This window comes from Cellulomonas aerilata, assembly GCF_007991755.1.
Lineage (GTDB): Bacteria > Actinomycetota > Actinomycetes > Actinomycetales > Cellulomonadaceae > Pengzhenrongella > Pengzhenrongella aerilata.
Genome location: NZ_BJYY01000011.1, coordinates 35,307 through 61,373 on the forward strand (window position 1 = coordinate 35,307; position 26,067 = coordinate 61,373).

Here is a 26,067-nt window from a genome sequence, read left to right on the forward strand (position 1 = left end):
CCGCCCGGGGCGCCGGCCGGGCGATGTCGGCCGGGCGATCTCGGACGGTGACGTCAGGCGGTACCGGACCCGAGCCGCAGCATCACCTTGCTGCTGCCGGTGGACCGGTCCCCCGCCACCCGCATGGCCTCCGCGGCGTCGTCGAGGTCGAACGTGTGGGTCATCAGCGGGTCCACGTCGAGCCCGGCGGCGAGGGCGGCGATCGCGTCGTCCACCTCCTCGGAGAACCGGTACGAGCCGATCCAGGTGAGCTCGCGCGTGACCAGGTCCCCGAGCACCGCGGACGCGGCCGTGCCGGGCAGGTTGCCGACCTGGACGACCGTGCCGCCCTTGGCCGTCGCACGCAGCACGGCACCCAGCGCGGCCGGCGCCCCGGACGCCTCGAACACGAGCTCGACGTCCTGCGGGAGCGGGTCGACCGAGGCGTCCACGACGTCGTCGGCCCCCATCGCCTTGGCGACGAGGAGCGAGGACGAGGCGACGTCGGCCGCGATCACGGTGCCGGCGCCGGCGAACTTGGCGGCCGCCACGACCAGCGACCCGATCGGCCCCGCGCCGTTCACGAGCACCGTGCGTCCCGTCAGGTCGGAGACCCGGCCGACGGCGTGCAGGGCGACCGCGAGCGGCTCGGCGAGCGCGCCGCGCCGGGTGTCGACGCCGTCCGGCAGCGGCCGGACCTGCTCGGCCCGGACCGCCCGGAGCTCGCTGAAGCCCCCGTCGGTGTGCGGGTCGAGGGCGGCGGACCCGAAGTACCGGACCTGCGGGTAGAGGTTGGAGCGTCCGGCGAGGCGGTCGGGCAGGACGCCGTCGCCCACGAGCTGCGCCGGCTGGAACGTCACCGGCTGCCCCACCTCCAGTCCTCGCACGCCCGTCCCGAGGACCGCGACCCGACCGGCCACCTCGTGCCCGAGGACCATCGGGTGCCGCAGGACCGCGGTACCCGAGCGGCCGTGGCGCCAGTACGCCAGGTCGGACCCGCAGATCCCACCCCACTCCATGGCGACCACGACCTCCCCCGACCCCGGCGTGGGGTCGGGGACCTCGTCGACGCGCAGGTCGTCCGCGCCGTGGACGACGACGGCTCTCATACCGCGTCCTCGAGCCGGACCAGGTCGCGGCCACGGACCTCGGGCGACACGGCGGCCGAGACCAGCGTGATGAGCGAGTACACGACGAGCATCGCGGCGATCGGCCACCAGGAGCCGGTCGCCGCGGTCAGGCCCGCGGCGACGATCGGACCGATGGCGGTCGCCAGGATGCCGCCGATCTCCTTGGAGAGCGCGAGCTGGGTGAATCGCGTCCGGGCGCCGAACAGCTCGGCCATCGTGACGCTCTCCAGCGAGAACAGGCCGAGGACCGCCAGGTTGTGCAGCAGGATCATGGAGATCGTCAGCGCGACCGTGTTGCCCTGCTGGATGAGGTTGATCAGGGGGAAGGCCAGCACGGCCGAGATCGCGGTGAGGGCCATGTAGATCGGGCGGCGTCCGAACCGGTCGCCGAGCAGTCCGACGATCGGCACGGTGGCGAACCCGACGACCGAGCTGATGAGGATCGCGTTGGTGGCGATGCTGCGGTCCAGCAGCAGCGTGGTGGCGAGGTAGCCGACCAGGAAGGTCTGGATCAGGCCCGAGTTGCCGGCCTGACCGAACCGCAGACCCAGGGCGATGAAGAAGGACCGACCCTTGCGCTGCTTGAGCGCGGCCTCCAGGACGCTCGCGTCCTTCTCCTTGGCCGCGGCGGCCTCGAGCTGGGCCCGGGTGAGGGCGACGCCCTCGTCCGTGACGTCGGCACGGTTCTCGAAGACCGGGCTCTCCTTCAGGTGCGTCCGGATCCAGATCGCGAAGATCATCAGGACGAAGCTGAACAGGAACGGCAGGCGCCAGCCCCACGAGAGCAGCTGGTCCTCCGTCAGCACCGCGAGCAGGATCGCCCACAGGCCGGTGGCGGCGAGCGTGCCGGTGTTCGTCCCGAGGCTGACCAGCGACGCGATGACGCCGCGCTTCCTGACGGGTGCGTACTCCGCGAGCATCGTGGTGGCGCCGGCGATCTCCGCTCCTGCCCCGAAGCCCTGGAGCAGGCGCAGGACGACGAGCAGGATCGGCGCGAGGAGCCCGACCTGGGCGTAGGTGGGCAGGACGCCGATCAGCGTCGTCGACGCCCCCATGAGCGCGATGGTGAGGAAGAGGACCCTCTTGCGACCGATGCGGTCGCCCATGCGTCCGAAGTAGATCGCCCCGGCGAGGCGGGCCACGTACCCGACGCCGTAGGTGGCCATGGCCGCGATCAGCCCGACGGCCGGGTCGATCTCGGGGAAGAAGATCTCGTTGAAGACGATCGCCGCGGCCAGCGAGTACAGCTGGAAGTCCATGAACTCCATGGCCGTGCCCAGCCAGCCGGAGACGGCGGCCTTCCTCAGGTCGCTGGTCGTGCGCTCGGCCGGACCGTGGTGTGGTGCGGGTGTCGGGGCGGTGAGGTGGTCCTGCGTCATCGTGTGCTCCCTTGCTCCGCGGCTCGCGGACGATGCGTTGGCTCGCTCGCGGGGCCCGCGAGCGGAGGACAGGTCTGGTGCGGGCACAGGGGTGCGCACGCGGGACCCGGGTGGACGGGACGGACGACGGCTCGGGCGCGAGGCCCGGCGTGGCTACCAGTCGTGCACGGAGCCGTCGAGGCGACGGGCGACCGGCAGGTAGCGGGGCTCGTACGGGAAGCGCTCGGCGGCCTTCTCGTCGTACTCGACGCCCAGCCCCGGTACCTCGCCGACATCCAGCATGCCGTCGGTGAGGCGGACCGCGCTCCGGAAGACCTCCATGGTCTCCGGCGCGTGCTCCATGTACTCCTGGATGCCGAAGTTCGGCACGGTGAGGTCCAGGTGGACGGCCGCCGCAAGGGTGACCGGTGAGAGGTCCGTGGCGCCGTGCGAGCCGGTCCGGACCCCGTAGAGCGCCGCGAGGTCGAAGATGCGACGCAGGTGGGTGATCCCGCCGGCGTGCACGACCGTGGTGCGCACGTAGTCGATCAGCTGGTTCGTGATGAGGTGCTGCACGTCCCAGATGCTGTTGAGCACCTCGCCGACCGCGATCGGCGTGGTGGTGTGCTGGCGGATGAGGCGGAACGCCTCCTGGTTCTCCGCCGGCGTGGGGTCCTCCATCCAGAACAGCCGGACGTCCTCCACGCTCTTGCCGAACTGCGCGGCCTCCAGCGGGCTGAGTCGGTGGTGGACGTCGTGCAGCAGGTGGAAGCCGAACCCGAGCTTCTCCCGGACGGCCCGCAGGTACGTCGGCGCGAACTGCAGGTACGCCTCGGTGGACCAGGGCTGCTCGTCCGGAAGGGCGCTCGCGGCGGGCTCGTAGATGGCGCCCTTGCGCACCCCGTACGTGCCACCGACCTCCGGGACGGCGGCCTGCGCGCGGATGGCGCGGTAGCCCAGCTCCTGGAAGCGGGCGACGTCGTCCAGCAGCGCCGCCGTGTCCGCCCCGCTGGCGTGGCCGTAGACCATGACACCGTCGCGCGACCGGCCGCCGAGGAGCTGGTAGACGGGCAGTCCGGCGACCTTGCCCTTGATGTCCCACAGCGCGGTGTCCACCGCCGCGATCGCGGTCATGGTGACCGGGCCGCGGCGCCAGTACGGGCCACGGTAGAGGTACTGCCACATGTCCTCGATGCGCGCGGGGTCCCGGCCGATCAGCAGCGGGACGACGTGGTCCCGCAGGTAGCTGGCGACGGCGAGCTCGCGCCCGTTGAGGGTGGCGTCGCCGAGCCCGGTGACGCCGTCGGACGTCGTCAGACGCAGGGTGACGAAGTTGCGCCCCGGTCCGGCGACCAGGACCTCGGCGCGATCGATCGTGGTCATGGCTCCTCCGGACGGCTCTGTCGCGCCGCCCGCAGGTGCGGTACAGCGCTTGTATGTAAGCCCATGACACAAGACGTCGTCAACCCCTGGCGCACCCCGGGCCGCTGGCTACAGTGGGCGCGTGCCACCCACCCCAGCCCGCACGAGCCGCCGCGCCGTCTACGACGAGCTGCGGCGCCGCGTGCTGTCGCTGGAGCTCCCGCCGGGCGCGGCGCTCTCGGAGAACGAGCTGGCCGCGGCGCTGGGCGTCTCCCGGACCCCCGTCCGGGAGAGCCTGATCCTGCTGTCGCAGGAGGGGCTGGTGCAGGTGTTCGCCAAGGTCGGGTCGTTCGTCTCGCGCGTCGACCCCGACCGGGTCGCGGACGCGCAGTTCCTCCGGGAGGCGGTCGAGCTGGCGTCCCTGGCGGACGTGCCGTCCGACCCCGACCCGGCTGCGGTGGCGGACCTGCGCGAGAACCTCGCCCTGCAGCACCTCGCTGCCGACGACGTGGAGGAGTTCTTCCGCCTGGACGAGGCGTTCCACCACGGGCTGCTGCGGCTCGCCGGGCACGAGAACGTCTGGCCCACGGTCGTGGCCGCCAAGGGGCACCTGGATCGCGCCCGGCGTCTGGGGCTGGGCGAGACCTCCACCCAGGTGTTCATCACCCAGCACGCCGACGTCCTCGACGCCCTGCTCGCCGGACGGCGCGAGGAGGCCCGCACCCTCATGCAGGGGCACCTGCGGCGCGTGTTCGCCGACATCCAGCGGGTCCGGGAGCGCTCACCGGACCTGTTCGCCTCCAACGCGGAGGCGGTGCCGACCCGCCGCAGCGTGGCCGTGTGGGAGTGACCGGTCCGTCATGACGCCGGCGCCCCGTCCGGCGCCGCGACGCAGGCCCGGACCGTGGCCCGGGCAGGTCGGCCCGCGGGACGCCGGTGCGTCCCGCGGGCCGACCCTCGGTCAGGACGCGGTGCCGGGGGCGGCCGGGCGACGCCGGACGGCCGCCGTCACGAGGGCCGCCGCACCGAGCGCGAGGCCGGTCCCGCCGAGCCACCGGGCGCCGGTGTCGTCGCGGGACGACCCCGCCGCCGTGCCAGTCGCCGTGCCGGCGGCGGCGTCGGCCGTCGTGCCGTCGGTCGTGGCCTCGTCGGCGTCCGTGCCGCCGTCAGCGGCGGGTGCGGCGCCGTGGTGGTCGCCGCCCTCCTCCTCCGCGGCGGTGGTCACCAGCACCGGCGCCGGGAGCTCGGGCTCCGAGCCGTCGGGCATCGGTGCCTCGGACCACAGGACGGTCTCCCCGTCGGAGTAGCTCTGGGTCGCCGGCAGGAGCACCTCGGTGCCCGCCTCGGGCAGCGGACCCACCGAGATGGAGAACTCCTGGTACTGGCCGGGGCCCACCTCGGCACCCGGCTGGGCCGTCCACACCACGGCCGTCGGGGCCTCGGTGATCGTCGTGCCTTCCCGGTCGACGGGCGCCGGCAGCGCGCCGCGCTCCACGACGGCGGTCCAGCCGGGCACGGGCTTGGTCCGCACGGACGTCAGCGGGGTGTCGGTCGGCAGCTCCACGCGCACCCCGACGGTCGCGGCGGTGTCGGACTCGGTCGGCACGCGGAACGTCAGCTGCGCGAAGCCGCCGGCGGTGGTGTTGTCGGGCAGCACGCGCACGTGCGCCGACGCCGCGGACGCCGGTGCGAGCAGCAGCGCGGCGGTCGCCGTTGCGGTGAGTGCGAGGGCCGGCAACCGCCGGGCGGTGCGGGGGGTGCGGGTGTTCAGGGACGTGGACATGGCAGAGCTCTCTTCCGGTCACAGGAGGGGGACGGCGTCGGCCGGGCACGGGGCTCCGGCACAAGGCGTCGCCACGACCGCCGTGACCGGCGCGAGGGCCGGTCAGGCGGTGACGAGGAGGGCGACGCCGACCCCGCGAGGTGGTCCGCGTCGCGGTCGGCCCCTCACCCACCACCGTCCCGGGCGGACGGCGACCGGCGCCGCGACCACGACCCGGCGCGGCAGGCGCACCGGGTGGACGGTGACCGCGCAGCGCTGCCAGGCCGGCCGGACCGCGGCGACGAGCCACCCCAGCACCCGGTCGCCCTGCGCGAGGAGCAGCGCCGCCGCGAGCGTCGCGGCCAGGTGCATGGTGAGCATCACCGCGTCCGACTGCACCGACCCGAGGCCCGGACCGGACGCCGTGGCCGCGCTCGTCCCGCCGGCCAGGTCGTGCGCGTGCGACGCGCTGACCGTCAGCAGGTGGTGGACGACGTACTGGCTCGCGCTCACCAGGCCGAGCGAGACGCGGCGCGGAGGTCGTCCGCCGGTCAGCACCGCCGCGACGGCCACCATCAGCCCGGCGGGGACGACGAGCGCGCCCAGGGACGGCGCCGGTCCGCCACCGGCGCCGTGCGCCGCGACGGCGGAGCCGAGCAGCACCGCAGCCACCGCGAGCACGCGGCGCAGCGGCCGGCGCGCGGTCGGGACGGGGCGGCTCACAGGCAGGACCGTGCCGGGCGCGCGTGAAGCAGCCGTCAAACCCGCCGCCCCGGCGGTCAGCGCGAGGCGCCGGCCAGCGCGGTCAGCACGTCGCGCGCGATGTCCTGCGGGCGCAGCCGCAGGCCGTCGACGATCTGCTCGCGGCTGGCGTGGTCGAGGAACCCCAGCGGGATGCCGATGGACTGGACCGGCGTCGCCACGCCCGCCTCCCGCGAGCGCTGGGCGAGCATCGCGCCGACGCCGCCGTCGACCAGGCCGTCCTCGATCGTGACGACGTGGGCGTGCTCCCCGGCGAGCTTGACCAGCGCGGACGGCACGGGCAGGACCCAACGGGGGTCCACGACCGTCACCCGCAGGCCGTGCGCGGCGAGCAGGTCGGCGGTCTGCAGCGCGGTGGGCACCATCGAGCCCACGCCGACGACCAGCACCTCCGGGTCCCCGGGCTCCCCCACCCGCGCCAGCACGTCGACGCCGTCGACGGTCTCCAGCGCGGGGATCGGGTCCACCAGCGAGCCCTTGGGGTAGCGCACCACGGTGGGGGCGTCGTCGACGTCCACGGCCGCCCGCAGCGCCTCGCGCAGGGTCGGCTCGTCACGCGGCGCGGCCAGGCGCAGGCCCGGGACGACGGAGAGCATGGCCATGTCCCACATGCCGTTGTGGCTGGCGCCGTCGTCGCCGGTGATGCCGGCCCGGTCGAGCACGAAGGTGACGCCGGCGCGGTGCAGCGCGACGTCCATGAGGACCTGGTCGAACGCACGGTTGAGGAACGTGGCGTAGACGGCCACCACCGGGTGCAGCCCGGCGAAGGCCATGCCTGCCGCGGACGTCGCCGCGTGCTGCTCGGCGATGCCGACGTCGAACGTGCGGGTCGGGAACTCGGCGGCGAACGGCGCCAGCCCGACCGGGGCGAGCATGGCGGCGGTGATCGCGACGACATCGGGACGACGACGGCCGATGCGGACCATCTCGTCGGCGAACACCGACGTCCAGCCGAAGCGGGACGGCGCGAGCGGCAGGCCGGTCTCCGGGTGGATCTGCCCGACGGCGTGGAACCGGTCGGCGACGTCCTGCTCCGCGGGGCTGTACCCGCGGCCCTTCTCGGTCATGACGTGCACGATGACCGGACCGCCGAACGCCTTCGCCCGGCGCAGCGCGACCTCGACCGCGGCGGTGTCGTGCCCGTCGATCGGGCCGGTGTACTTGATCCCCAGGTCCTCGAACATCCCCTGCGGGGCGACGACGTCCTTCAGGCCCTTCTTCAGCCCGTGCAGCCACTCGTAGGCGAACCGGCCGGGCATGCCGGTGCGGTGCAGCGCGCGCTTGCCCCAGGACAGGAAGCTCTCGTACCCGCGGGTGGTCCGCAGGGTGTCGAGGTGGAACGCGAGCCCGCCCATGGTCGGGGCGTAGGAGCGGCCGTTGTCGTTGACGACGATGACCAGCCGGCGGTCGTGGCCCTCGGCGATGTTGTTCAGCGCCTCCCAGGCCATCCCGCCGGTCAGCGCCCCGTCACCGATGACGGCGACGACGTGGCGGTCGGTGCGGCCCTGCACGACGTTCGCCTTGGCGATGCCGTCCGCCCAGCTCAGTGCGGTGGACGCGTGCGAGTTCTCCACGACGTCGTGCTCGGACTCCCCGCGGCTGGGGTAGCCGGACAGCCCGCCGCGCTTGCGCAGGGCGGAGAAGTCCTGCCGACCCGTGAGCAGCTTGTGCACGTAGGCCTGGTGGCCGGTGTCGAAGACCATCGTGTCGCGTGGGGACTCGAACACCCGGTGCATCGCGATCGTCAGCTCGACGACCCCGAGGTTGGGGCCCAGGTGCCCGCCGGTCCGGGAGACCGACTGCACGAGGAACTCGCGGACCTCGTCGGCGAGCTCGTCGACCTGTGCAGGGGTGAGCCGGCGCAGGTCGGCGGGCGTGGTGATCCGGTCCAGGAGCCCCATGACGTGTCCCTCCGTGGTCAGGCGACGTCGCCGCACGGATGACGACCGGCGGAGTGCGCCCGCAAGTCTAGTTCGCCGGGTGCGGAGCACGCGCCCGAGCCCCGTGTGACGACGCGCTCACGGCCGCCGTCGTGCCGGGCCGGACGGGGCGTCCGGTGCGTGCCGGACGCCCCGCCCGTCGTCTCAGCGGGCCAGGAAGGCCAGCAGGGCCTCGTTGACCTCCGCCGTGTGGGTCGTGAGCAGCCCGTGCGGCGCACCCTCGACCTCGACGTACTCGGCGGACGAGAGCTCCTTGGCGAACCGGCGGCCCGACGCGTCGATCGGCAGGATGCGGTCGGCGGTGCCGTGCAGGATCAGCGCGGGCACGTCGATCTTCGCGATGTCGGCGCGGAAGTCCGTGGGCCACGTCAGCGGCGCGGCGGCCGACGCGATCGAGCCCGAGCCGGCGGCGACGTCCCACGCGTGCCGGACCTGCTCCTCGCTGATGCGCGAGCCGAGGTTCTCGTCGAGGTTGAAGAAGTCCTGGTAGAAGGCCGTGAAGTAGGCGTACCGGTCCTTCGTGACCTGCGCGGCGACGTCCTCGAAGAAGGACAGCGGCGCGGCCCCGTCGGGGTTGTCGTCGGTGATCGCCAGGTAGGGCTCGAGCGACGCGAGGAACGCGGCCTTGGCGACCCTCTCCGAGCCGTAGGTGGCGAGGTAGCGCGCGACCTCGCCCGTGCCCATCGAGAAGCCGACCAGGACGACGTCGTGCAGGTCCAGGGTCTCCAGCACCGTCCGGAGGTCGGCGGCGAAGGTGTCGTAGTCGTAGCCGACCGACGGCTGGCTCGACCGGCCGAACCCGCGGCGGTCGTAGGTGACGACCCGGTACCCGGCGTCCAGCAGCGCCGACGTCTGGCCCTCCCAGGAGTTGCCGTCGAGCGGGAAGCCGTGGATGAGGACGACCGGCTGGCCCGACCCCTTGTCCTCGTAGTGCAGCTCGATGTCGACCGAGTTCTCCGTGCCGACCGTGATCCGACCCATGGTCCGTCCCTTCGCCGTGGCGAGAACGATCGTTCTCTGCCTGGAGGCCCTACGCTAGAGAACGAGCGTTCTCAGCGCAACAGGCGTGCCGGTGAACCTTCGGCGGGCATCGGGTGACGACAGGGAGGACGGTGGGAGCGTGACGACGACGGGCACGACGACCGGCACCGTGGCCCCCGCGGACGACGTCCGGCAGCGCATCGTGGCCGCGGCGGACGCGCTGTTCTACGGGCGCGGGATCCAGGCGGTCGGCATGGACGAGGTCCGCGCGGCGGCGGGCGTCTCCCTCAAGCGGTTGTACACGCAGTTCCCGGGCAAGGAGCAGCTCGTGCTCGCGGTGCTCGACGCCCGCCACCGGCAGTGGCAGGACGGTCTGACGGCGGCCGCGGCCGGGATCGCCGCCCCGCGCGACCGCCTGCTGGCGGTCTACGACTTCCTCGAGCGGTGGTTCACCGACGACACGTTCCGCGGCTGCGGCTTCATCAACGCGTTCGGGGAGCTGGGTGCGACGTCCCCCGGGGTGGCGCAGGCCGCCCGCGCGCACAAGGAGTCGTTCCAGGTCTACGTGGCGGCGCTGGCCGAGGAGGCCGGCGGCGACGCGGACCTCGCCGCCCAGCTGGTCCTGCTCGCCGAGGGCGCGCAGACCACCGCGGCGATCTCCGGCCGACCGGACGCCGCGCGCCAGGCCCGCCGGGCCGCGCAGGTGCTGGTCGAGGCGGCGCTGGGCGCCCCCACGGGTCCCGGCGGCGCGGACGGCGCCCGGGTGCGATGACGACGCCACCCCGCGCCCCGGGCCGACCACCCGCCGGCTGTCCGGACCGGACGGTCCGACCGGCCGGTCCCGGCGTCCCAGGATCACCGACGTGGAGCTGAGGGACGCCGGCAGCGACGACCTCGACCTGCTCCACGACATGCTCCTCCTCGCCTTCACCTGGGACGGGACACCTCGCTTCACCCGCGAGGAGGTGCTCGCGGCGGACCACACCGCGCGCTACCTCGGCGGCTGGCGGCGCCCGGGCGACCTCGGTCTCGTCGCCGTGGACGGCCGGACGCCGCTGGGCGCGATCTGGGCGCGTGCCCTCCCTGCCGCCACGCCCGGCTACGGGTACGTGGCCGACGACGTCCCGGAGCTCGGCATGGCGGTCGCGCCCGCGCACCGCGGACGAGGCGTGGGCTCCGCCCTGCTCGCCGGCTGCCTCCGTCAGGCCCGCGCGACGGGTCGGCGGGCCGTGAGCCTGAGCGTCGAGGACGGGAACTCCGCGGCCCGGGCGCTGTACGTCCGGCACGGCTTCGTCACCGTCGGCCGCGACGGGGGCTCCGACACCATGCTCCGCGAGCTCTGAGCGAGCGTCCGGGCACGACCAGCTGACGACCACGTCGTGTCGGTGCCCTGACCTACGGTTCGGGGATGGGCACCGGACGGGACTGGGTGATCGTCGCCTCGCGTGACCATGCGCGGCGCGGGGTCGCTGCCGGTTTCGTGATGGCCAACCACGGCAGGCGGGCGCCCCTGGCGCGGATGTCACGCGGGGACCGCGTGCTGATCTACTCGCCGACGACGAGCTACCCGGACGGAGCCCCGCTGCGTGCCGTCACGATCGTCGGGGAGGTGACCGGTGAGGCACCCGAGCCGAGCGACGTGATCGCCGGCGGCTTCCGTCGTGCGGCCTCCCTGCGCGAGATCGAGCCGGTGCCGTTGGAGCGGGTCCGCGACCACCTGCCCGTCTCACGTCTGCGGTTCGGCTTCTTCGAGCTCGACCCTGCGCAGGCAGCGGCCATCTGGGGCCTCGTGCACGAGCCCACCGCCTGAGCCCGTCCGGGGCACGTCGGTCACCGGCGATCCGGGCCGCACCGGGCCCGTGGCGACGCCCCCGCTCAGTCGAGCGCGCTGGCCCGGTGCAGGAAGGCCGCCATCGCCTCCCGGCGGACCGGGTCGGCGGGACGGAACTCCCGGCGCCCGCCGCCGAGGTCCGTCCCGGTCGAGATGCCGGCCTCCGCCAGCCAGGCGATCTCCGTCGCGAACGGCCTCCCGGGCGCGACGTCGACGAAGGGCGTCGCCCCCGTCGCGACCGGTGGCCGGCCCAGGGCCCGGTACAGGAACGCGGCCATCGCCTCGCGGCTGACCGGCTCGGCGGGGCGGAACTCGGTGCGCCCGCCACCGAGGTCGGTCCCGGTGGAGATGGCCTGGTCGGCCAACCACGAGATCTCGGCGTAGAACGGCGCGCCGACGGGGACGTCGACGAAGCGCGGTGTGGTCGGCGGGGTGTAGGGCGGACGACCGGCGGACCGGTAGAGGAAGGCGGCCATGGCCTCGCGCCGCACCGGCGCGCCGGGGTCGAAGAGCACCGAGCCGTCCGGTCGCTGGGTCCCCGTCGTGATGCCGCTGGTGCGCAGCCAGTCGATGTCGCAGAAGAAGGGCGATCCGAGAGCCACGTCGGCGAAGCCGGGCCGCTCGGCGGTGGCGGCGAAGGGCACGACCGTCGTGTGCCGCGTGCCGCCGAACCGCCCGGCCGACACCCGCAGGCCGGCGGCGGCCTCGGGCAGGTCCGCCGGCAGCTGCAGGGTCACCGACCGCGCGTCCGCGCCGTGGTCCAGGACCGCGGTGCGGGGGTCGAGGGTCCCGAGCGCGAAGCCGCAGGCGTCGAGCACCTCCAGGCGGGGAAAGTTCGACTGGTCCTCGAAGAAGCCTGCGTCGGCGTGCAGGATCAGCACGCCCTCGGGCGCCGCCGGCACCGCCGCGGTGCGGAACTCGTCCGAGTTGAAGCTGATCGGGTGGTCCAGGGTCGCGCGGAGCTCCGCGGCTCCGCCGCCGGGCACGAGCGCCAGCTCGACGGCGAGATCGACCCGGTCACGGCTGCCGGCGCCCCGCAGCTGCAGGACGTACCAGTCCTCGGCCGCAGCGCAGGTGCGGAGCGCGGCGGGGTCGAGGACGAGGTCCCATCCGTCCATCCGCAGAGCGGCCTGGGCGTCGGCGGGGCACAGGTCCGCCGTGCCGCCCTTGATCGCGTGCAGCTCCAGCGTCCGGGGATCGACGTCGGTGCCGGTCGTGACCCGCGAGGGGAAGACGAAGCGGACGGACGACGCGTCGGCCGGGATCTCCCGGGCGGGCGCCAGCCCCATGGCCACCCACCGCTCGTCGAACACGCGCGCGGTCGGCGAGCCGGTCGGCACCGTGACGTCCACAGGGTCGGGGACGGCCGCGGCGGGGACGGCGGCGGCGGCGGGGCCGGCGAGCGTGAGCAGCAGGCCGGCGACCGACGCGATCGGGACGAGTCGGGACCGGCGGGTCGACCGCCGGGTGCGGACCGAGGTGCTCACGGGTCATCTCCTCACGGCCGCGGGCGCAGCCTGCACGAGGGTTCGGGCGCCGGCGGGCGCCGGCCCGCCACATCGTGCAGCACGCGGCGCACGCCAGGTGCCGCTCCGCGGACGACCACTCGCACGCGCGGGTGAAAAGCCCCGGACGGCGCCGCCGCAGGCCAACGTCACCCTGACGTCGCGCACGCTCCCGTGACGCCGAGCGGCGGACTCAGCGCGGGCGGGCCTGGAGCCCGACGCCGATCCAGAAGGCGATCTGCTCGTCGGTGGCGAGGCCGTCGTCCGTGACGGTGATCCATCCGGGTCCCATGGTGCGACCGGCCCCCATCGCGGCGGGCTCTGCTCCGCGGACCCCGAGGAGCTCCCCGTGCCGACCGGGGTCGGTGCGCACGAGCAGGTCGCCGTCTCGCCCGGCCGCGACCACCAGGGCGTCGTCCACCATGAACGACAGCTTCCCGAACATCCGCACCTCGCGCACCGGCCGGTCGGCGGGCAGCAGCGCGCGCACCCGGTCGGCGAGTCCTTGCCCCCTGGCGGTCATGGCCGGCCCCGTCCTCGTCGTCCGTCGCGCTCGGGACGAGCGCCCTGGTGAGGTGCGCACGGCGTCCGTCGGGCACGCACGGGGACGACGGTAGCGGCGGCGCGGCGTGGACATGGGGGATCCGGGAGCCGGCTCGGGTCCGGGACAGGCCGTGCCTGGCCGGGCCGGGCCGTGCAGCCGGGCCACACGGCGACCCCTGCCCCCGGGTCCCCGACGATCCGCCTGCTCGGCCGACTTCGCCGAGATGTCCGCGCGCCCGCCCGTCGCGACGCTGTGCTGGTCGTCGTCCCGACCGTCGCGCGTCGCCGACCCGACCCGACGCGCTGGTGCCGGGGTCGTGCCATCGTGGCCGGGTGAAGCGAGCCGACGTCGACATCTCCGCCCTGCTCGCGGCCGCCGAGGAGGTCTCCCCGTCCGAGGCGATGTCCGCCGCTGCGGACATGCTCCGCCGCAGCCTGGGTGTGCAGTGGGCGACGTTCCTCATCGCCGACGCCGCCGGCAACACGCTCGTCGACCACCAGGACCCCGGGTCCCGGTTCCGGCTGGACGGCACGGACCCGGGGCGCGCCTGGCGCGAGCAGCGGACGGTGCACGACGGGAACGGGCGGGCGTACGCGCCGGTGACCGTGCGAGGCGACGCGCTGGGAATCCTTGCGGTGGAGCTGCCCCCGGGCGCCGAGCGGGACGCCCCCCGGGGTGACGACGGCGAGCTGGACCCGGCGACCGCGGGGCTGCTCGCGGCCGTGGCGCACGCGCTGGGGTACATCGTGGTGGCCAACCAGCGGCACACCGACACCTACGAGACGGCCATGCGGTCGGCCGAGTTCAGCCTGGCCCGGGAGATCCAGCGCCGCCTGCTGCCGCTGGGATTCGTGTGCGAAGGGGGCTCGTTCACGATCGCCGGCTGGCTCGAGCCCTCCGCCAGCGCTGCCGGCGACACGTTCGACTACGTCGCCTCCGCCGACACGCTCACCGCCACGATCACCGACGCGGTCGGCCACGACCTGAACGCCGCCCTGCTCGCCACGCTGACGGTCAACGCCCTGCGCAACGCCCGACGACGGGGCGCGGACCTGACCGAGCAGGCGCACGCGGCGAACACGGCTCTGCTCGCCCACGGCGAGGCCGACCAGTTCGCCACGGGGATCCTCCTGGAGATCGACCTCCGCTCGTCCGGTGACGAGCACGGCTCCAGCGGTCGCACGACGGCCCGGGTCGTCAACGCGGGACATCCGGGCGCCCTCCTGCTGCACGACGGCCAGGTCAGCAACGTCGCGCCGTCCAACAACCCCCTGCTCGGCGTGCACGAGCACGAGTTCCGGACGCAGGAGATCGAGCTGTACCCGGGCGACCGGCTGCTCCTGATGACCGACGGCATGTTCGAGCGCAGCGCCGCCGCCTTCGACCTGGCCGGTGCCCTGCGCGACACCGCCGACCTGCACCCGCGCAACGTCGCGCAGGACATCTCCCGCACCTTCCTCGAGACGGTCGGGGACGGCGTCCAGGACGACGCGGCCGTGCTGCTGCTCGAGTGGCACGGCGGCAGCACGCGCCGCTCCACCAGCAACGGGGCGGACGACGCCCGGTAGTCCCCCGGCAGGAGGCGCCGACGTCCCCGCGTCGGCCGGCGAGGTGCTCGGACGGGGGACGATGACCCGCATGCCGCTGACCCTGCGCCCACCCCGGCACGACGACGAGACGGCCCTGCGGGCGATCCACGCGCAGCTGCGGCAGGAGGGCTTCTCCTTCCTGCTGGCCGACGGCGACTGGGACGAGGTGCTGGAGACCTTCCGGCGCGAGGCGCACGGCGAGGGCCTTCCTCCGGGCCGGGTCCGGGCGGACTTCCTCGTCGCGGAGGTCGACGGCGTCCCGGTGGGGCGGGTCTCCATCCGGCACACCCTGACCGACGCCCTGCTCGAGGTCGGCGGGCACGTGGGCTACGCCGTCGCGCCGGAGCACCGCCGTCACGGGTACGCGACACGGATGCTCCAGCTGTCCGTCGAACGGCTCGCGGCCCTCGGCGTCGACCGCGTGCTGGTCACGTGCGACGACGACAACGTCGGCTCCGCCGCCGTCATCGAGGCGTGCGGCGGCGTCCTGGAGGACGTCCGCAGCGGCGAGGACGGCGTCCCCAAGCGGCGGTACTGGATCACGGGGCACGGCGCCTGAGCACGGAGGGCGGCGTGCGTCGTGGACCTCGACGGGCCGGACCGACGACGACACCGGCGACAGCACCGGTCGAGGCGGCCCACCTGACGGGCATCGTCGGGCCGTACGCTGCGTCGTCAGCGGACCCCGGTCCCGGCGGAGCGCGGCACCGGGGACCACACGCACTGGGGAGGGCACGTGGCCGACCGCGTACCGGCACGGATCCGGGTCGCCGTCGACCTCGTCGACCCGGCGCCCGACGCCCGGGTGCTGGAGGTCGGGTGCGGCCCCGGCGTCGCGATGGCGCTCCTCTGCGACCGGCTGGTGGACGGGCACGTCACGGGGCTGGACCGGTCCGCCACGGCGATCGAGCGCGCCGAGAAGCGGCTGCGCCGCCGGCTGGACGACGGGACCGCCGACCTCCAGCACCGCGACCTGACGGCGTTCCACGGTGACGGGCGGCCCTACGACGTCGTCTTCGCCGTCGACGTCAACCTCTTCTGGACCGGCCCGGCGGACGCGGCGACCGCGCGCCTGCGCGACCTGGTCGCGGAGGACGGCCGGGTGCACCTGCTGTTCCGGACGCCGGACGGGGTGGACGACGACCGTCCGGCCCGTCTGACCGCCGCCGCCCTCGAGCGCGCCGGTTTCGACACCCGGACCACCGTCCTGGACGGCGTCCGGTGCGTCACGGGCACGCCCCGACCGCCTGACGCCCCCTGACGTCCCCGGTCCCGGACGCCCGTCGGGGGCGGGCCGGGCCTTTCGTAGACTGGGCGCCATGCGTTTCCTGCCTGGCCACGTGCCGACGTCCGACCTCACCTACGGCGACGTGTTCCTCGTCCCGTCCCGCTCGGAGGTGACCTCTCGGTTCGACGTCGACCTGTCGACCGTCGACGGGACCGGCACCACCATCCCGATCGTCGTGGCCAACATGACCGCGGTGTCCGGGCGCCGCATGGCCGAGACGGTCGCGCGGCGCGGGGGTCTGGCCGTCATCCCGCAGGACATCCCGGGCGACGTCGTCGCCGACGTCGTGTCGTCGGTGAAGGCGCGGCACACCGTGGTGGAGAGCGCGGTCGTCGTGGACCCCAGCGACACGGTCCACACCGCGCTGACGCTCATCGGCAAGCGGTCGCACGGGGCCGCCGTGGTCGTCGTGGACGGCCGGCCGGTCGGCGTCGTGAGCGCCGCGGACTGCGAGGGCGTGGACCGGTTCACCCAGGTGTCCGAGGTGATGACCACCGACCCGACCGTCGTCGACGTCGACGTGCTGTCCGGCCCCGGGGGCCTGGAGGCGGCGTTCGAGCGGCTGCACGTGTCCCGCCGCCGCTTCTCGCCCGTCGTCGACGACGACAAGCGGCTCGTCGGGGTCCTGACCCGGATCGGCGCCCTGCGCTCCTCCGTCTACCCGCCGGCGCTGGACGACCACGGCCGCCTGCGGATCGCGGCGGCGGTCGGGATCAACGGCGACGTCCGCGGCAAGGCCGCCGCCCTCCTGGAGGCGGGGGTCGACGTGCTCGTCGTCGACACCGCGCACGGCCACCAGCGCAAGATGCTCGACGCCGTCGCCGCGGTGCGCAGCCTGTCCCCCGACGTCCCCGTCGTCGCCGGCAACGTGGTGACCGCCGAGGGCACCCGCGACCTGGTCGAGGCCGGCGCCGACATCGTGAAGGTCGGCGTCGGACCGGGCGCGATGTGCACCACCCGGATGATGACCGCCGTCGGGCGCCCGCAGTTCTCCGCGGTGCTGGACTGCGCGGCCGAGGCCCGCCGCCTGGGCAAGCACGTGTGGGCCGACGGCGGCGTGCGGCACCCCCGCGACGTCGCGCTCGCCCTGGCCGCCGGCGCGTCGCAGGTCATGGTCGGGTCGTGGTTCGCCGGGACGCACGAGAGCCCCGGCGACCTGCACGACGACGGCTCCGGCCGGCTGTACAAGGAGAGCTTCGGGATGGCGTCGGCCCGCGCGGTGGCCGCCCGGACCCGCGGCGGCTCCGCGTTCGACCGCGCGCTCAAGGGCCTGTACGAGGAGGGGATCTCCAGCTCGCGGATGTACCTCGACCCCGAGCGCCCCGGCGTGGAGGACCTGCTGGACCGGATCACCTCCGGCCTGCGGTCGGCGTGCACCTACGTCGGCGCCGCCACCCTCGAGCAGCTCGCCGAGCGCGCCGTGGTGGGCATCCAGTCCGCCGCCGGGTACGACGAGGGCCGGCCGCTGCCCGCCGGCTGGTGACCTCGCCGATGGACGCCCCCGGCCCGCGGACGTCGACCGCGCGCGAGCAGCTGAGCGCCCTGGTGACCCGGGGCGTGAGCTGGGAGGGGTACATCGGGCGCGCCGCGCAGACCGGCGCACGGCCGGCGGCCGTCCTGGTGCTCCTCGGCGTGCTCGACGGGCTCCCCGGCGTGCACCCCGCTCGTGCCGTCCCGGCCGACCTGGACGTCCTGCTGGTCGGGCGGGCGTCCACCCTGCGGCACCACTCCGGGCAGGTGGCCTTCCCGGGCGGCCGGGTCGATCCCGGCGACGCCGGCCCCGAGGCGGCGGCCGTGCGGGAGGCGGTGGAGGAGACGGGTCTGGACCCGTCGGGCGTCGAGGTGCTCGGCACGCTCGGCGAGCTGGCGGTGCCGGTCAGCAACCACCGCGTGACGCCGGTGCTGGCGTGGTGGTCACGACCGTCGCCGGTCGGTGTGGTGGACGTCGGCGAGTCGTCCGTCGTCTTCCGGGCGCCCGTCGCGGACCTGCTCGACCCGGAGAACCGGCGCACCACCCGGCACCGGAGCGGCGGCCTGGTCTACCGCAGCCCCGCGTTCCTCGCCGGGCCGCACCTGGTGTGGGGGTTCACCGCGATCGTGCTGGACCGGCTCTTCGACGCCCTGGGCTGGGCCGAGCCGTGGGACCGTCGGCGCGAGGTCGAGGCGCCGGTCTGACCGCGGGGGGCGTCAGCTCCCGTCGTAGTAGTCCCGCGGCTTCCCGGAGCGGTCCACGAGCACGCCCAGCGTCGCCGCCGGCCGCTCGATGACGAGATAGCTGACCCAGGCGACCAGCACGGACGCCGGGACGAGCACCGCCACGCCGACCGGGAACACCAGCGGTGAGTCCTGCGGCGGCAGCAGCCCCGCACCGGAGAGCCACAGCAGGATCGGCTCGTGCCACAGGTACAGGCTGTAGCTGACGACACCGAGGAACGACGGCACCGGGCCCCCGAGCATCCTCACCCAGCGGTCCCGGGGGCCCAGCACGCTCGAGGCCAGCAGCAGCCCGAACCCCAACGCGGCGAGGGAGTGGAACCACACGTGCTCCCCCTCGCCCTGCGGCGGCCGGGTGGCCACGGCGAGCGCCAGCACACCGACCGACGCGGCGCGCACCGCCAGCGCCGCACCGCGCCCCAGGGTCGTCCTGCCCAGGGCGACCACCACGGCCAGCGCCATGCCGAGGGCGAACACGTCGAGCTTCGCCGGCAACGTGAACCAGGTCGGCCACGAGGTCTCGGGCACGTCCAGCACGTGCCAGGCGACGCCCTTCCAGGCCAGGCTCGACCCGGCCAGCAGCGCGGTCCCGCCCAGCAGCACCGCGGGGCGCGCGCGGGGACCCACGCGTCGGCACAGCCGGCAGGCCAGCGCCCCGAGCAGCGCGAGCAGGAGGTAGAAGTGGACCTCCACCGCCAGCGACCAGGCCGGCCCGATGGTCCAGAAGATTCGCTGCTGGTCGAACACCTGGGTGAACGTGAGGTGCTCGACCAGGTCGACCAGGTCGCCGGGGAGCACCGGGTTGCGCCACGCCCACACGACCAGGACGGCCACGAGGTACAGCGGGACGATCCGTGCCGCGCGGCGCACGGCGAACGCGCGTCCGCTCGGCGACGGCTCACCGGCGAGCGCGCTGCGCGCGTACGGGAGCGTGAGGAGGAAGGCGGAGAGCACGAAGAAGAGCTCGACGAACGCGTCGAGGCCGTGCAGCAGCCGGGGGGTCAGGCCCGACCGGGGACCGAAGAGCTCCGGGACCCCGGTCACGGCGTACTGGTTGACGTGGAAGACGACGATCGCGAGCGCGGCGAGCCCGCGGTAGCCCTCGAGCTCGGCGTAGCGACCGACCGCCCGGCCCGGGGCGTCGGCCGCGGCCCCGGCGACCGACGGGATGGCCCGCGGTGCCGGGCTCACCGTCCGACCTCCTGCTCGAGCGACGCGACCAGGGTCTGCGCCTCGCTGCGGGCCGCGGCGCTCATCGCGCCCGGGCGGTCGCCGAGCAGCTCCTCCAGGCGTGCGGCCAGCACGCTGCCCTCGGGATGGCCGTAGCTGCCGAGCGAGCCCACCAGGTCGTGGGCCGCCTGCCGCGCGGCCTCGTACATCGCGTCGGACCCCTCGGTCCCGGCGCGCACGTACTCCCCGACGGCCCCCACCCGCTGGACCGCCAGCGGCTGGAACCGGGCCCAGAGCCGGGCGATGAGCTCGGGCGTCCCGCTCACGACGCCCACCCCAGGATCTGCTCGACCTCGCCCGCCAGCGTGAGCACGTCGAAGGGCTTGGCGAGCACGCCGACCACGGGGCCGGGGTCAGCCGTCACGTCCGGCACCGACATCGCCTTGGCGGTCAGCATGACGACGGGGATCGTCCGGGTGCGGGGGTCCTCGCCGAGCCGGCGCGCCGCCTCGGGGCCGTCCATGCCGGGCATCATGACGTCGAGCAGGATGGCCTCCGGCTGCTCCGCGGCCGCCAGGGCGAGCGCCTCCTGGCCGCCGGACGCCACGAGCACGCGCCACCCGGCCAGGTGCTCCAGCGCGGCGCGGACGAGCTCACGGATGTCCGGCTCGTCATCCACCACCAGCACGGTCCTGGTCATGCGGGCACCTTCCGGGTCGTCTCGGGACGGTCGTCGGCCGGCGCGCGTCGGCGCCGCTCGACGGCCACGGGCATCGTCTGGGACCGCACCGGCAGGTGCACCGTGAAGGTGCTCCCGGCACCCGGCTCGCTCGCCACCGTGATGAAGCCGCCGTGCGCCTCGACGATGTTCTTCGCGATCGCCAGGCCCAGCCCCGTCCCGCCCGACGCGCGGCGCTGGCTGGAGTCGACCTGCCAGAAGCGGTCGAAGACGCGCGGCAGCGCGTCCGCCGGGATGCCCACGCCCTGGTCGACGACGTCGATGTGCACCGCCGTCTCGTCGTGGCTGCCGGCGAGCCGGATCGTGCTGCCGGACGGGGAGAAGCGCATGGCGTTGCCGAGGAGGTTGGTGAGCACCTGCAGCAGACGGTGGTGGTCACCCCACACCTCCGCGGTGACCGGCTCGACCTCCACCCGGATGTCCCGTGCCAGCGCCGTGCCCTCGACCGTCGCCGCCGCGGCGCGCATGAGCTCGACGGCGTCCAGCGGCGTCCGGGTCAGGGACAGCGCGCCGCGGGCGGACTTCTCCAGGTCGAGGATGTCGTCCACCAGCCGCGCCAGGCGGTCGGCGTTGCGCACCGCGATGTCGAGGAAGGACGCGCCCGCGGGCGGCAGCTCGCCGCCCGCGCCGTGGTCGAGCAGCTCCAGCGCCGCCTTGAGCGAGGTCAGCGGGGTGCGCAGCTCGTGGCTGACGACGGAGGTGAAGTCGTCCTTCATGCGCTCGACGGCCAGGCGTGCGCTGGCGTCGCCGAACACGACCACGGCGCCGACCACCGCGTCGCCGTCCATCACCGGGCCCGACGACCAGTCGACGGGCAGGGGCGAGCCGTCCAGGCGCCAGAACGTGCCGAACAGGTCCCGCCGCGTGGCACCGCCGGACAGCACCTGGGTGACCGGGCACTCCTCCTCCGGGTAGTGCCGGCCGTCCCGGTGCCGGGAGTGGGTCAGGGCGTGCAGGTCCGAGCCGATGAGCTCGTACGCGCGCCAGCCCAGCAGCTCCTCCGCGGCCGCGTTGACGAAGGTCACCTGGCCGTGGCGGTTCACGCCGACGACGCCCTCGGCGACCCCGGCCAGCACCATCTCCGTGCGGCGCTGCAGGCTCTCCAGCTCCACGGAGACCTGCCGCTCCTCGTCCGCGCGCAGCTCGGCCTCCGCCCAGTGCGCCAGGTCCGCCAGCGCGTCCAGCTCGTCGGCGGTGAACCGGCGGGGCCGGTGGTCCATGACGCACAGCGTGCCCACGCCACGACCCCCGACCCGCAGCACCCGGCCCCCGTAGGCACGGACGCCGTCCGGCCCTGCGACGACGCTGAGGTCCCGGAACCGGCTGTCGGCCGAGGCGTCCTCGACCGCCAGGACGCCGGACATGTCCTCGGAGATCGCGTAGCCGCAGATCGACTCCTCCCGCGGCAGCTCGCCGTCGTCCAGCCCGACGGCGGACTTGTGCCACTGACGGCCGGCGTCGATGAGGCTCACGGCCGCGGACGGCACCTGCAGGACGCGCGCGGCCATCCGGGTGATCCGGTCGAAGCGCTCCTCCGGCGCCGTGTCCAGCAGGCCCAGCGACCGCACGACCGCGAGGCGCTGGCGCTCGTCGGGCCGCAGGGGCCACCGCTCGCTCACGACGCCTCCGTCCCTGCCGCCGGACCCGCCGCCCGGGGCGTCACCTTCCACTGCCTCTCCCCCACGAGCTCCTTGAGCTGCGCGACGCGCGCGATGACGTTCTTCCACTCGGTGTACGCCAGGGACGCCACCAGCAGGTAGAACCAGAACCACCCATGCCGGCGCCTGATCTCGGGCACGGCCAGCCGCTTGGCGAACACCACCTGCCCGGGGCCGACGGACATGGTGAACAGGGTGGTGAGGATGAACAGGGTGATGAGCCAGTCGAGCCGCCCCACGCCGCCCTCGCGCACCGCGAGGAACGCGATGAGCGGCACCATCTGCACCGACAGCCACGGGTAGAGCTCGCGCCACCCGAGCAGGAAGGTCATCCCGGACTTCTGCCGCAGCGACAGGTGCGGGGACGCCCAGCCGCGCCGCAGGTGCTTGAGCGAGACCTGGAACCAGCCCTGCGCCCAGCGCATCCGCTGGTTCCACAGCTGACCGGCGGTGGTCGGGGCCAGCTCGCGGGAGACCAGCGCCGGGTCGTTGGCGATGCGCCCCCCGCCCTCGACCACGCGCAGGCTGGAGTCGATGTCCTCGGTCAGCATGAACCCGTGCATGCGGATCGCCCGCAGCCGGTCCGTGCGCCAGTAGCCGTTGGAGCCGCCGAAGACCCCGAACCCGTGCAGGCGCGCGCGGCCGGGGTGGCTCACCGCGTAGATCGACTCGAACTCGACGGCGACCGTCCGGGCGACCCATGACGCGTCGCCGTTGCGCACGACGCAGTGCCCCTGGACGACGTCGTACCCGTTCGACAGCCACCGCCACGCGCGGGAGAACGCGTCCGGCGCGGGATGGTGGTCCGCGTCGAACACCCCGACGAACTCCCCGCGCACGCGCGCCAGGGCCGCGTTGACGTTCTGCGCCTTGGACGTGCTGCCCTCCACGCGCAACGGCAGGAACCGGGCGTCGCGCTCGGCGATCGCCTGCAGCGCCGCCTCCACGGGCATGGCGCGGGGGGTGTTGTAGGCGAGGACGACCTGCAGGTCCGGGTAGTCCGTGCGCAGGAACGCCTCGACGGTCTCGACGACCGTCGCCGCCTCGTTCGGCAGGTAGGCCGCGATGACCGCCGACGCCCGCGGCTCGGGCGCTCCGGGCGTGCGCGGCGGGCGGTCCGGGTCGAGGGCCAGGAACCCCTCCATCCAGATGCTGGCGCCCGTGACGAGCAGCGCCACGACGATGGCGACGTAGACCGGGGTCGCGACGTCGATCCCCAGCCGGTACAGGCCCAGGTACACCGCGAACGGCACGAGCCAGCCCACCAGGTACGTGGCGACGATCTGCAGCGGGGTCCGCAGGCGCGCGGTCCAGGACGGGGCGGCGTGCCGGGACGGGCGCACCGTCGCCTCCAGCTCCGGGGTCCACGCGACCGGCTGCAGGTCCAGGTGTCCCCGTGCCGCGTCCTGAGCCAGCGCGGCGCGCGCGACGAGCCGGTCGGGCTCGTCGCCCCCGTCGGCGCCGGGCACGGCCCCGAACTCGGCCCAGCCCACCACCGGGGTCAGGCTGACCGGTTCGCCGCCGACGGAGAACGCCGCGGCCACGAGGCCGTCGGTGACGGCGCCGAGCCGCGCCGGGACGCCCGCGGCGGGGGTCTCGGGCAGCAGGACCAGGAACCGGCCCTCGTCGTCGCGGCCGACGAGGTCCAGCTCCTGCAGGTGCGCCTGCAGGACGGTGACCGCCTGCGCGGCCAGCTCGTCGTCGGCCGTCCGGCCGAAGCGCCGCCGCAGGGAGGCGCGCTCCTCCACGTCGATCACCGCGACCGCACCGGGGCGCGCCGACCGCGCGGCGCGCGCCACCTCACGCTGCAGCTCCTCGGCGAACCGGGCCGGCCGGAGCACCCCGGTGCGCACGTCGCGGACCAGCTCGTCCACCGGCACCGGGGGCCGGCTCAGCTTGGCCAGGACCCGGGCGACCACCTCGTCGAGCTGGAACGGCTTGCGGATGTAGTCGTCGGCGCCCAGCCGCAGACCCGTCACGGCGTCCTCGGCGCCCGCGCGGCTGGTCAGGAAGACCAGCGGCAGGGAGCGCGTCCCGGGGTCGGCCCGCAGGCGTCCGACCAGGGCGAACCCGTCCATGTCCGGCATGTTGACGTCGCTGACCACCAGGTCCGGCACGGTGGCGCGCAGGTGCGCGAGCGCCTCGAGGCCCGACCGCGCGGTGAGCACCGCCAGCCCCTGGTCCTCCAGGCCGGCGCGGATCAGCTCGCGGACCATCTCGTCGTCGTCGACCACCAGGACGGTGCCCGACCGGAGCGCCGGCGTGCCCGTGTCGCTGCCGCTCACGCAGTGCCCTCCTCGTCGTCGTCCCCGTGCCCTCGCCCGGGCCGGGGGTCAGTGTGTCCGTTGTGTCCGGTCTGCGCCTCCTCAGCGCGTGGTGGCGTGCGGCTCAGCCCGCCGGGCCGATCCGGACGGTGCTGAACGACCAGGGCGGGACCACGACGTCGTACGCCCGGCCGCCGGCCTGCACCCGCACCGTGGTGGCCGGCCAGCCGCCGTGGTGGACGAGCACGGTCGTGCTGCCGTCCGGCGCCCGGAACGCCACCTGGTCGAGCGCCGCCGAGGTGGCGGTGGACGGGACGCGGACCGACCCCCGGGGGACGAAGCGGGCGGCCTGGCCGAGCACGTAGTACTCCGCGTTCGCCGTGACCCTGCCGTCCTGGACGGTCACCACGCCCGTGCAGGTGCCGCAGCCGCCCGTGTGCGGTCCGCCGCTCGCGTCCAGCGCGAGGTTCCACGTCACCACGCCGGTGGCCCAGTGCCGCAGGGAGGCGATCACCAGGTTCTTCGACTGCCAGTACACCGTGTCGGCGAAGATCCGCTCGGGGGTGTCGGTGGGTGCGTGCGACCCGGAGCACTCGGTGACCCAGACGGACTTCGTCGGGAACTCCGCGTGCAGCGGCTCCTGCGCCGACGCGTCGCCGTAGTAGCAGTGGAACGCGGTGCCGGAGATCCACGGAGCGGCCGAGCTGCGCAGCAACCGGGCCGGGTAGTCCAGCTCCGGGTCGCCGCCGGCCGGCACCGCCGCCAGGTCGCCGGGGTGCTCGGCCCAGTTGTGGTCGAAGCCGAGGATCCGTGTGGCCAGGCCCGCGTTGCGCAGCTTGACCCCGAGCGCGCCGATGACGGCGGTCTGGGTGGCGACCGGCATCTCCATGCGGGGGTAGTCCCCCCACGTCCGGGTCTGCGGCTCGTTCTGGACGGTGAGGTAGTCGAGGGGGACGCCGGCGTCGCGGTACTCCTGGGCGGCGCGCACCAGGTAGTCGGCGTACGTGCCGACCGCGCGGCGGTCCTGGGACAGGCGCCCGCCGTTCAGGTGCAGGCTCGTCTTCATCCACGCCGGGGGGCTCCACGGTGAGGCGACGACGACCACCTCGGGGTTGATCGAGCGGATCTGACGCAGGACCGGTCGCAGCACCAGGTCGTCGGGCGAGGTGCGGAACCGCTTGAGGTTCCAGTCGGCGACGTTGCCCGCCGTGTCGTCGTAGGTGTACGGCTGCCCGACGACGAAGTCGGAGCCGCCGAGCGGGATCCGGACGACGGAGAGGCGGACGGGCCCGTCCGGCGCGAACAGCTCGCGCAGGACGGCCTGCCGCTGCTCGCCGGGGAGGCTCGCGAGGAGCGCTGCGGACGCATGGGTCAGCGCGGCACCGAACCCGGTCACGGACTGACCGCCCGCGGGCGCGCCCAGCGTGATCGTCGGCACGTCGGTCGGCACGTCGGTCGGCACGTCGGTCGCGGTGGCGGAGGCGGAGGCGTAGGCGGCGACGGTCCCGCCGAAGGAGAGGCGCGCACCGCCGTCACCGGTCGTGCTCCAGATGCTCGCCGTGCCGGGGGCGGTGTCGGGCTCGGCCACCACGGCGGGGACGAGGACCGAGGGCGCCGGCGCGCCGAGGCTCGCCGCGCCGACGGCCGCCGCGGGCGATGCGCCCACCAGCCCGAGCAGGGCCGACGTCGCGACGGCTGCCGCGCCGGTCCGGCGCAGCCGTCGAGCACGTGCGGTCGAGACGTGGCTCATCGGGGCTCCAGGGATCGCGGGGTGGTGCGCCCTCCGATCGGCCACGGCGCCCGGTTGCTGAGGACCGCGCGGCGGACGGGTGAACGGCGGCCCGGCGGCACTGACGCACGCAGGCACGGAGGCACGGCGCAGCGGACGGCGGGGCGCAGCGGACGGCGGGGCGCACGGAGGCACGCCGCTGCGGGCGGCGGGGCGCACGGAGGCACGCCGCTGCGGGCGGCGGGGCGCACGGAGGCACGCC

Annotated in this window: 24 protein-coding genes; 9 read left to right on the plus strand and 15 right to left on the minus strand. The window is 74.8% G+C overall.

From position 1 onward, the window contains the following. Positions 1-53 precede the first annotated feature (53 nt). The 3 genes from CAE01nite_RS06870 to manD form a co-directional block, all read right to left on the minus strand. A complete protein-coding gene (locus tag CAE01nite_RS06870) occupies positions 54-1,088 on the minus strand; it encodes an L-idonate 5-dehydrogenase (protein ID WP_146901942.1) in 1,035 nt (344 codons plus the stop codon). Then, entirely contained in the window at positions 1,085-2,488 is a 1,404-nt protein-coding gene (locus tag CAE01nite_RS06875; protein WP_146901945.1) for an MFS transporter, read from the minus strand. Before CAE01nite_RS06875 ends, CAE01nite_RS06870 begins: the two co-directional genes overlap by 4 nt. A 153-nt stretch (positions 2,489-2,641) precedes the next feature. Further along, a complete protein-coding gene (gene manD, locus CAE01nite_RS06880; protein ID WP_146901948.1) occupies positions 2,642-3,850 on the minus strand; it encodes a D-mannonate dehydratase ManD in 1,209 nt (402 codons plus the stop codon). A 121-nt stretch (positions 3,851-3,971) separates the two neighbouring features. On the opposite strand from manD, the gene CAE01nite_RS06885 reads away from it, so the two are divergent. Then, complete coding sequence (locus tag CAE01nite_RS06885; RefSeq protein ID WP_146901951.1) at positions 3,972-4,679, plus strand: GntR family transcriptional regulator; 708 nt, start codon at positions 3,972-3,974, stop codon at positions 4,677-4,679. Positions 4,680-4,790: 111 nt separating this feature from the next. On the opposite strand, the gene CAE01nite_RS06890 is transcribed toward CAE01nite_RS06885, so the two are convergent. The 4 genes from CAE01nite_RS06890 to CAE01nite_RS06905 form a co-directional block, all read right to left on the minus strand. Further along, the gene (locus tag CAE01nite_RS06890) at positions 4,791-5,612 is read right to left on the minus strand and encodes a YcnI family copper-binding membrane protein (RefSeq protein ID WP_146901954.1); all 822 of its coding nucleotides are present in this window, start codon (positions 5,610-5,612) and stop codon (positions 4,791-4,793) included. Between the two features lie 102 nt (positions 5,613-5,714). Beyond that, a complete protein-coding gene (locus tag CAE01nite_RS06895; protein ID WP_146901957.1) occupies positions 5,715-6,314 on the minus strand; it encodes a hypothetical protein in 600 nt (199 codons plus the stop codon). Between the two features lie 56 nt (positions 6,315-6,370). Next, a complete protein-coding gene (dxs, locus tag CAE01nite_RS06900; RefSeq protein ID WP_146901960.1) occupies positions 6,371-8,254 on the minus strand; it encodes a 1-deoxy-D-xylulose-5-phosphate synthase in 1,884 nt (627 codons plus the stop codon). Between the two features lie 183 nt (positions 8,255-8,437). Then, positions 8,438-9,274 carry an alpha/beta fold hydrolase gene (locus CAE01nite_RS06905; protein ID WP_146901963.1) on the minus strand — a complete coding sequence of 279 codons (837 nt, stop codon included), beginning with the start codon at positions 9,272-9,274 and terminating at the stop codon, positions 8,438-8,440. 139 nt (positions 9,275-9,413) lie between these two features. On the opposite strand from CAE01nite_RS06905, the gene CAE01nite_RS06910 reads away from it, so the two are divergent. The 3 genes from CAE01nite_RS06910 (at position 9,414) to CAE01nite_RS06920 (ending at position 11,084) form a co-directional block, all read left to right on the plus strand. Next, positions 9,414-10,046: a TetR/AcrR family transcriptional regulator gene (locus tag CAE01nite_RS06910; RefSeq protein ID WP_246131052.1), complete on the plus strand. Its 633-nt coding sequence runs from the start codon at positions 9,414-9,416 to the stop codon at positions 10,044-10,046. Between the two features lie 91 nt (positions 10,047-10,137). Further along, on the plus strand, positions 10,138-10,617 hold the full coding sequence (locus CAE01nite_RS06915; RefSeq protein WP_146901966.1) for a GNAT family N-acetyltransferase: 480 nt from the start codon (positions 10,138-10,140) through the stop codon (positions 10,615-10,617). A 65-nt stretch (positions 10,618-10,682) separates the two neighbouring features. Further along, positions 10,683-11,084 (plus strand): EVE domain-containing protein, encoded by a 402-nt coding sequence (locus tag CAE01nite_RS06920; RefSeq protein WP_146901970.1) that lies wholly within the window; start codon positions 10,683-10,685, stop codon positions 11,082-11,084. Between the two features lie 65 nt (positions 11,085-11,149). On the opposite strand, the gene CAE01nite_RS06925 is transcribed toward CAE01nite_RS06920, so the two are convergent. Beyond that, complete coding sequence (locus CAE01nite_RS06925; protein WP_146901973.1) at positions 11,150-12,592, minus strand: S-layer homology domain-containing protein; 1,443 nt, start codon at positions 12,590-12,592, stop codon at positions 11,150-11,152. Between the two features lie 211 nt (positions 12,593-12,803). After that, a complete protein-coding gene (locus tag CAE01nite_RS06930; RefSeq protein WP_146901976.1) occupies positions 12,804-13,133 on the minus strand; it encodes a TfoX/Sxy family protein in 330 nt (109 codons plus the stop codon). 353 nt (positions 13,134-13,486) lie between these two features. Here CAE01nite_RS06930 and CAE01nite_RS06935 point away from each other — a divergent pair, with 353 nt between their 5' ends. From CAE01nite_RS06935 to CAE01nite_RS06955, 5 genes are all read left to right on the plus strand, one after another. Then, the gene (locus CAE01nite_RS06935; protein ID WP_146901979.1) at positions 13,487-14,722 is read left to right on the plus strand and encodes a PP2C family protein-serine/threonine phosphatase; all 1,236 of its coding nucleotides are present in this window, start codon (positions 13,487-13,489) and stop codon (positions 14,720-14,722) included. 70 nt (positions 14,723-14,792) lie between these two features. After that, entirely contained in the window at positions 14,793-15,302 is a 510-nt protein-coding gene (locus CAE01nite_RS06940; RefSeq protein WP_146901982.1) for a GNAT family N-acetyltransferase, read from the plus strand. Positions 15,303-15,479: 177 nt separating this feature from the next. Further along, positions 15,480-16,004, plus strand: coding sequence for an SAM-dependent methyltransferase (locus tag CAE01nite_RS06945; protein WP_186816450.1), 525 nt, complete (start codon positions 15,480-15,482; stop codon positions 16,002-16,004). Between the two features lie 58 nt (positions 16,005-16,062). Next, entirely contained in the window at positions 16,063-17,514 is a 1,452-nt protein-coding gene (locus CAE01nite_RS06950) for a GuaB1 family IMP dehydrogenase-related protein (protein ID WP_146901988.1), read from the plus strand. Between the two features lie 8 nt (positions 17,515-17,522). Beyond that, positions 17,523-18,206 (plus strand): NUDIX hydrolase, encoded by a 684-nt coding sequence (locus tag CAE01nite_RS06955; RefSeq protein WP_146901991.1) that lies wholly within the window; start codon positions 17,523-17,525, stop codon positions 18,204-18,206. Between the two features lie 12 nt (positions 18,207-18,218). Here CAE01nite_RS06955 and CAE01nite_RS06960 read toward each other — a convergent pair whose 3' ends face one another. The 6 genes from CAE01nite_RS06960 to CAE01nite_RS06985 all read right to left on the minus strand — a co-directional run bounded on the left by CAE01nite_RS06960 (position 18,219) and on the right by CAE01nite_RS06985 (position 25,826). After that, positions 18,219-19,436 carry an acyltransferase family protein gene (locus tag CAE01nite_RS06960; RefSeq protein WP_146901993.1) on the minus strand — a complete coding sequence of 406 codons (1,218 nt, stop codon included), beginning with the start codon at positions 19,434-19,436 and terminating at the stop codon, positions 18,219-18,221. After that, positions 19,433-19,741, minus strand: coding sequence for an Hpt domain-containing protein (locus CAE01nite_RS06965; protein WP_186816451.1), 309 nt, complete (start codon positions 19,739-19,741; stop codon positions 19,433-19,435). The genes CAE01nite_RS06960 and CAE01nite_RS06965 overlap by 4 nt, the downstream gene beginning before the upstream one ends. Further along, on the minus strand, positions 19,738-20,115 hold the full coding sequence (locus CAE01nite_RS06970) for a response regulator (protein WP_146901997.1): 378 nt from the start codon (positions 20,113-20,115) through the stop codon (positions 19,738-19,740). Before CAE01nite_RS06970 ends, CAE01nite_RS06965 begins: the two co-directional genes overlap by 4 nt. After that, the gene (locus tag CAE01nite_RS06975; RefSeq protein ID WP_146901998.1) at positions 20,112-21,773 is read right to left on the minus strand and encodes a sensor histidine kinase; all 1,662 of its coding nucleotides are present in this window, start codon (positions 21,771-21,773) and stop codon (positions 20,112-20,114) included. Before CAE01nite_RS06975 ends, CAE01nite_RS06970 begins: the two co-directional genes overlap by 4 nt. Further along, positions 21,770-24,097 carry a response regulator gene (locus CAE01nite_RS06980; protein ID WP_222595847.1) on the minus strand — a complete coding sequence of 776 codons (2,328 nt, stop codon included), beginning with the start codon at positions 24,095-24,097 and terminating at the stop codon, positions 21,770-21,772. The genes CAE01nite_RS06975 and CAE01nite_RS06980 overlap by 4 nt, the downstream gene beginning before the upstream one ends. A 103-nt stretch (positions 24,098-24,200) precedes the next feature. After that, entirely contained in the window at positions 24,201-25,826 is a 1,626-nt protein-coding gene (locus CAE01nite_RS06985; RefSeq protein WP_146902001.1) for a glycoside hydrolase family 30 protein, read from the minus strand. Between the last annotated feature and the right edge of the window lie 241 nt (positions 25,827-26,067).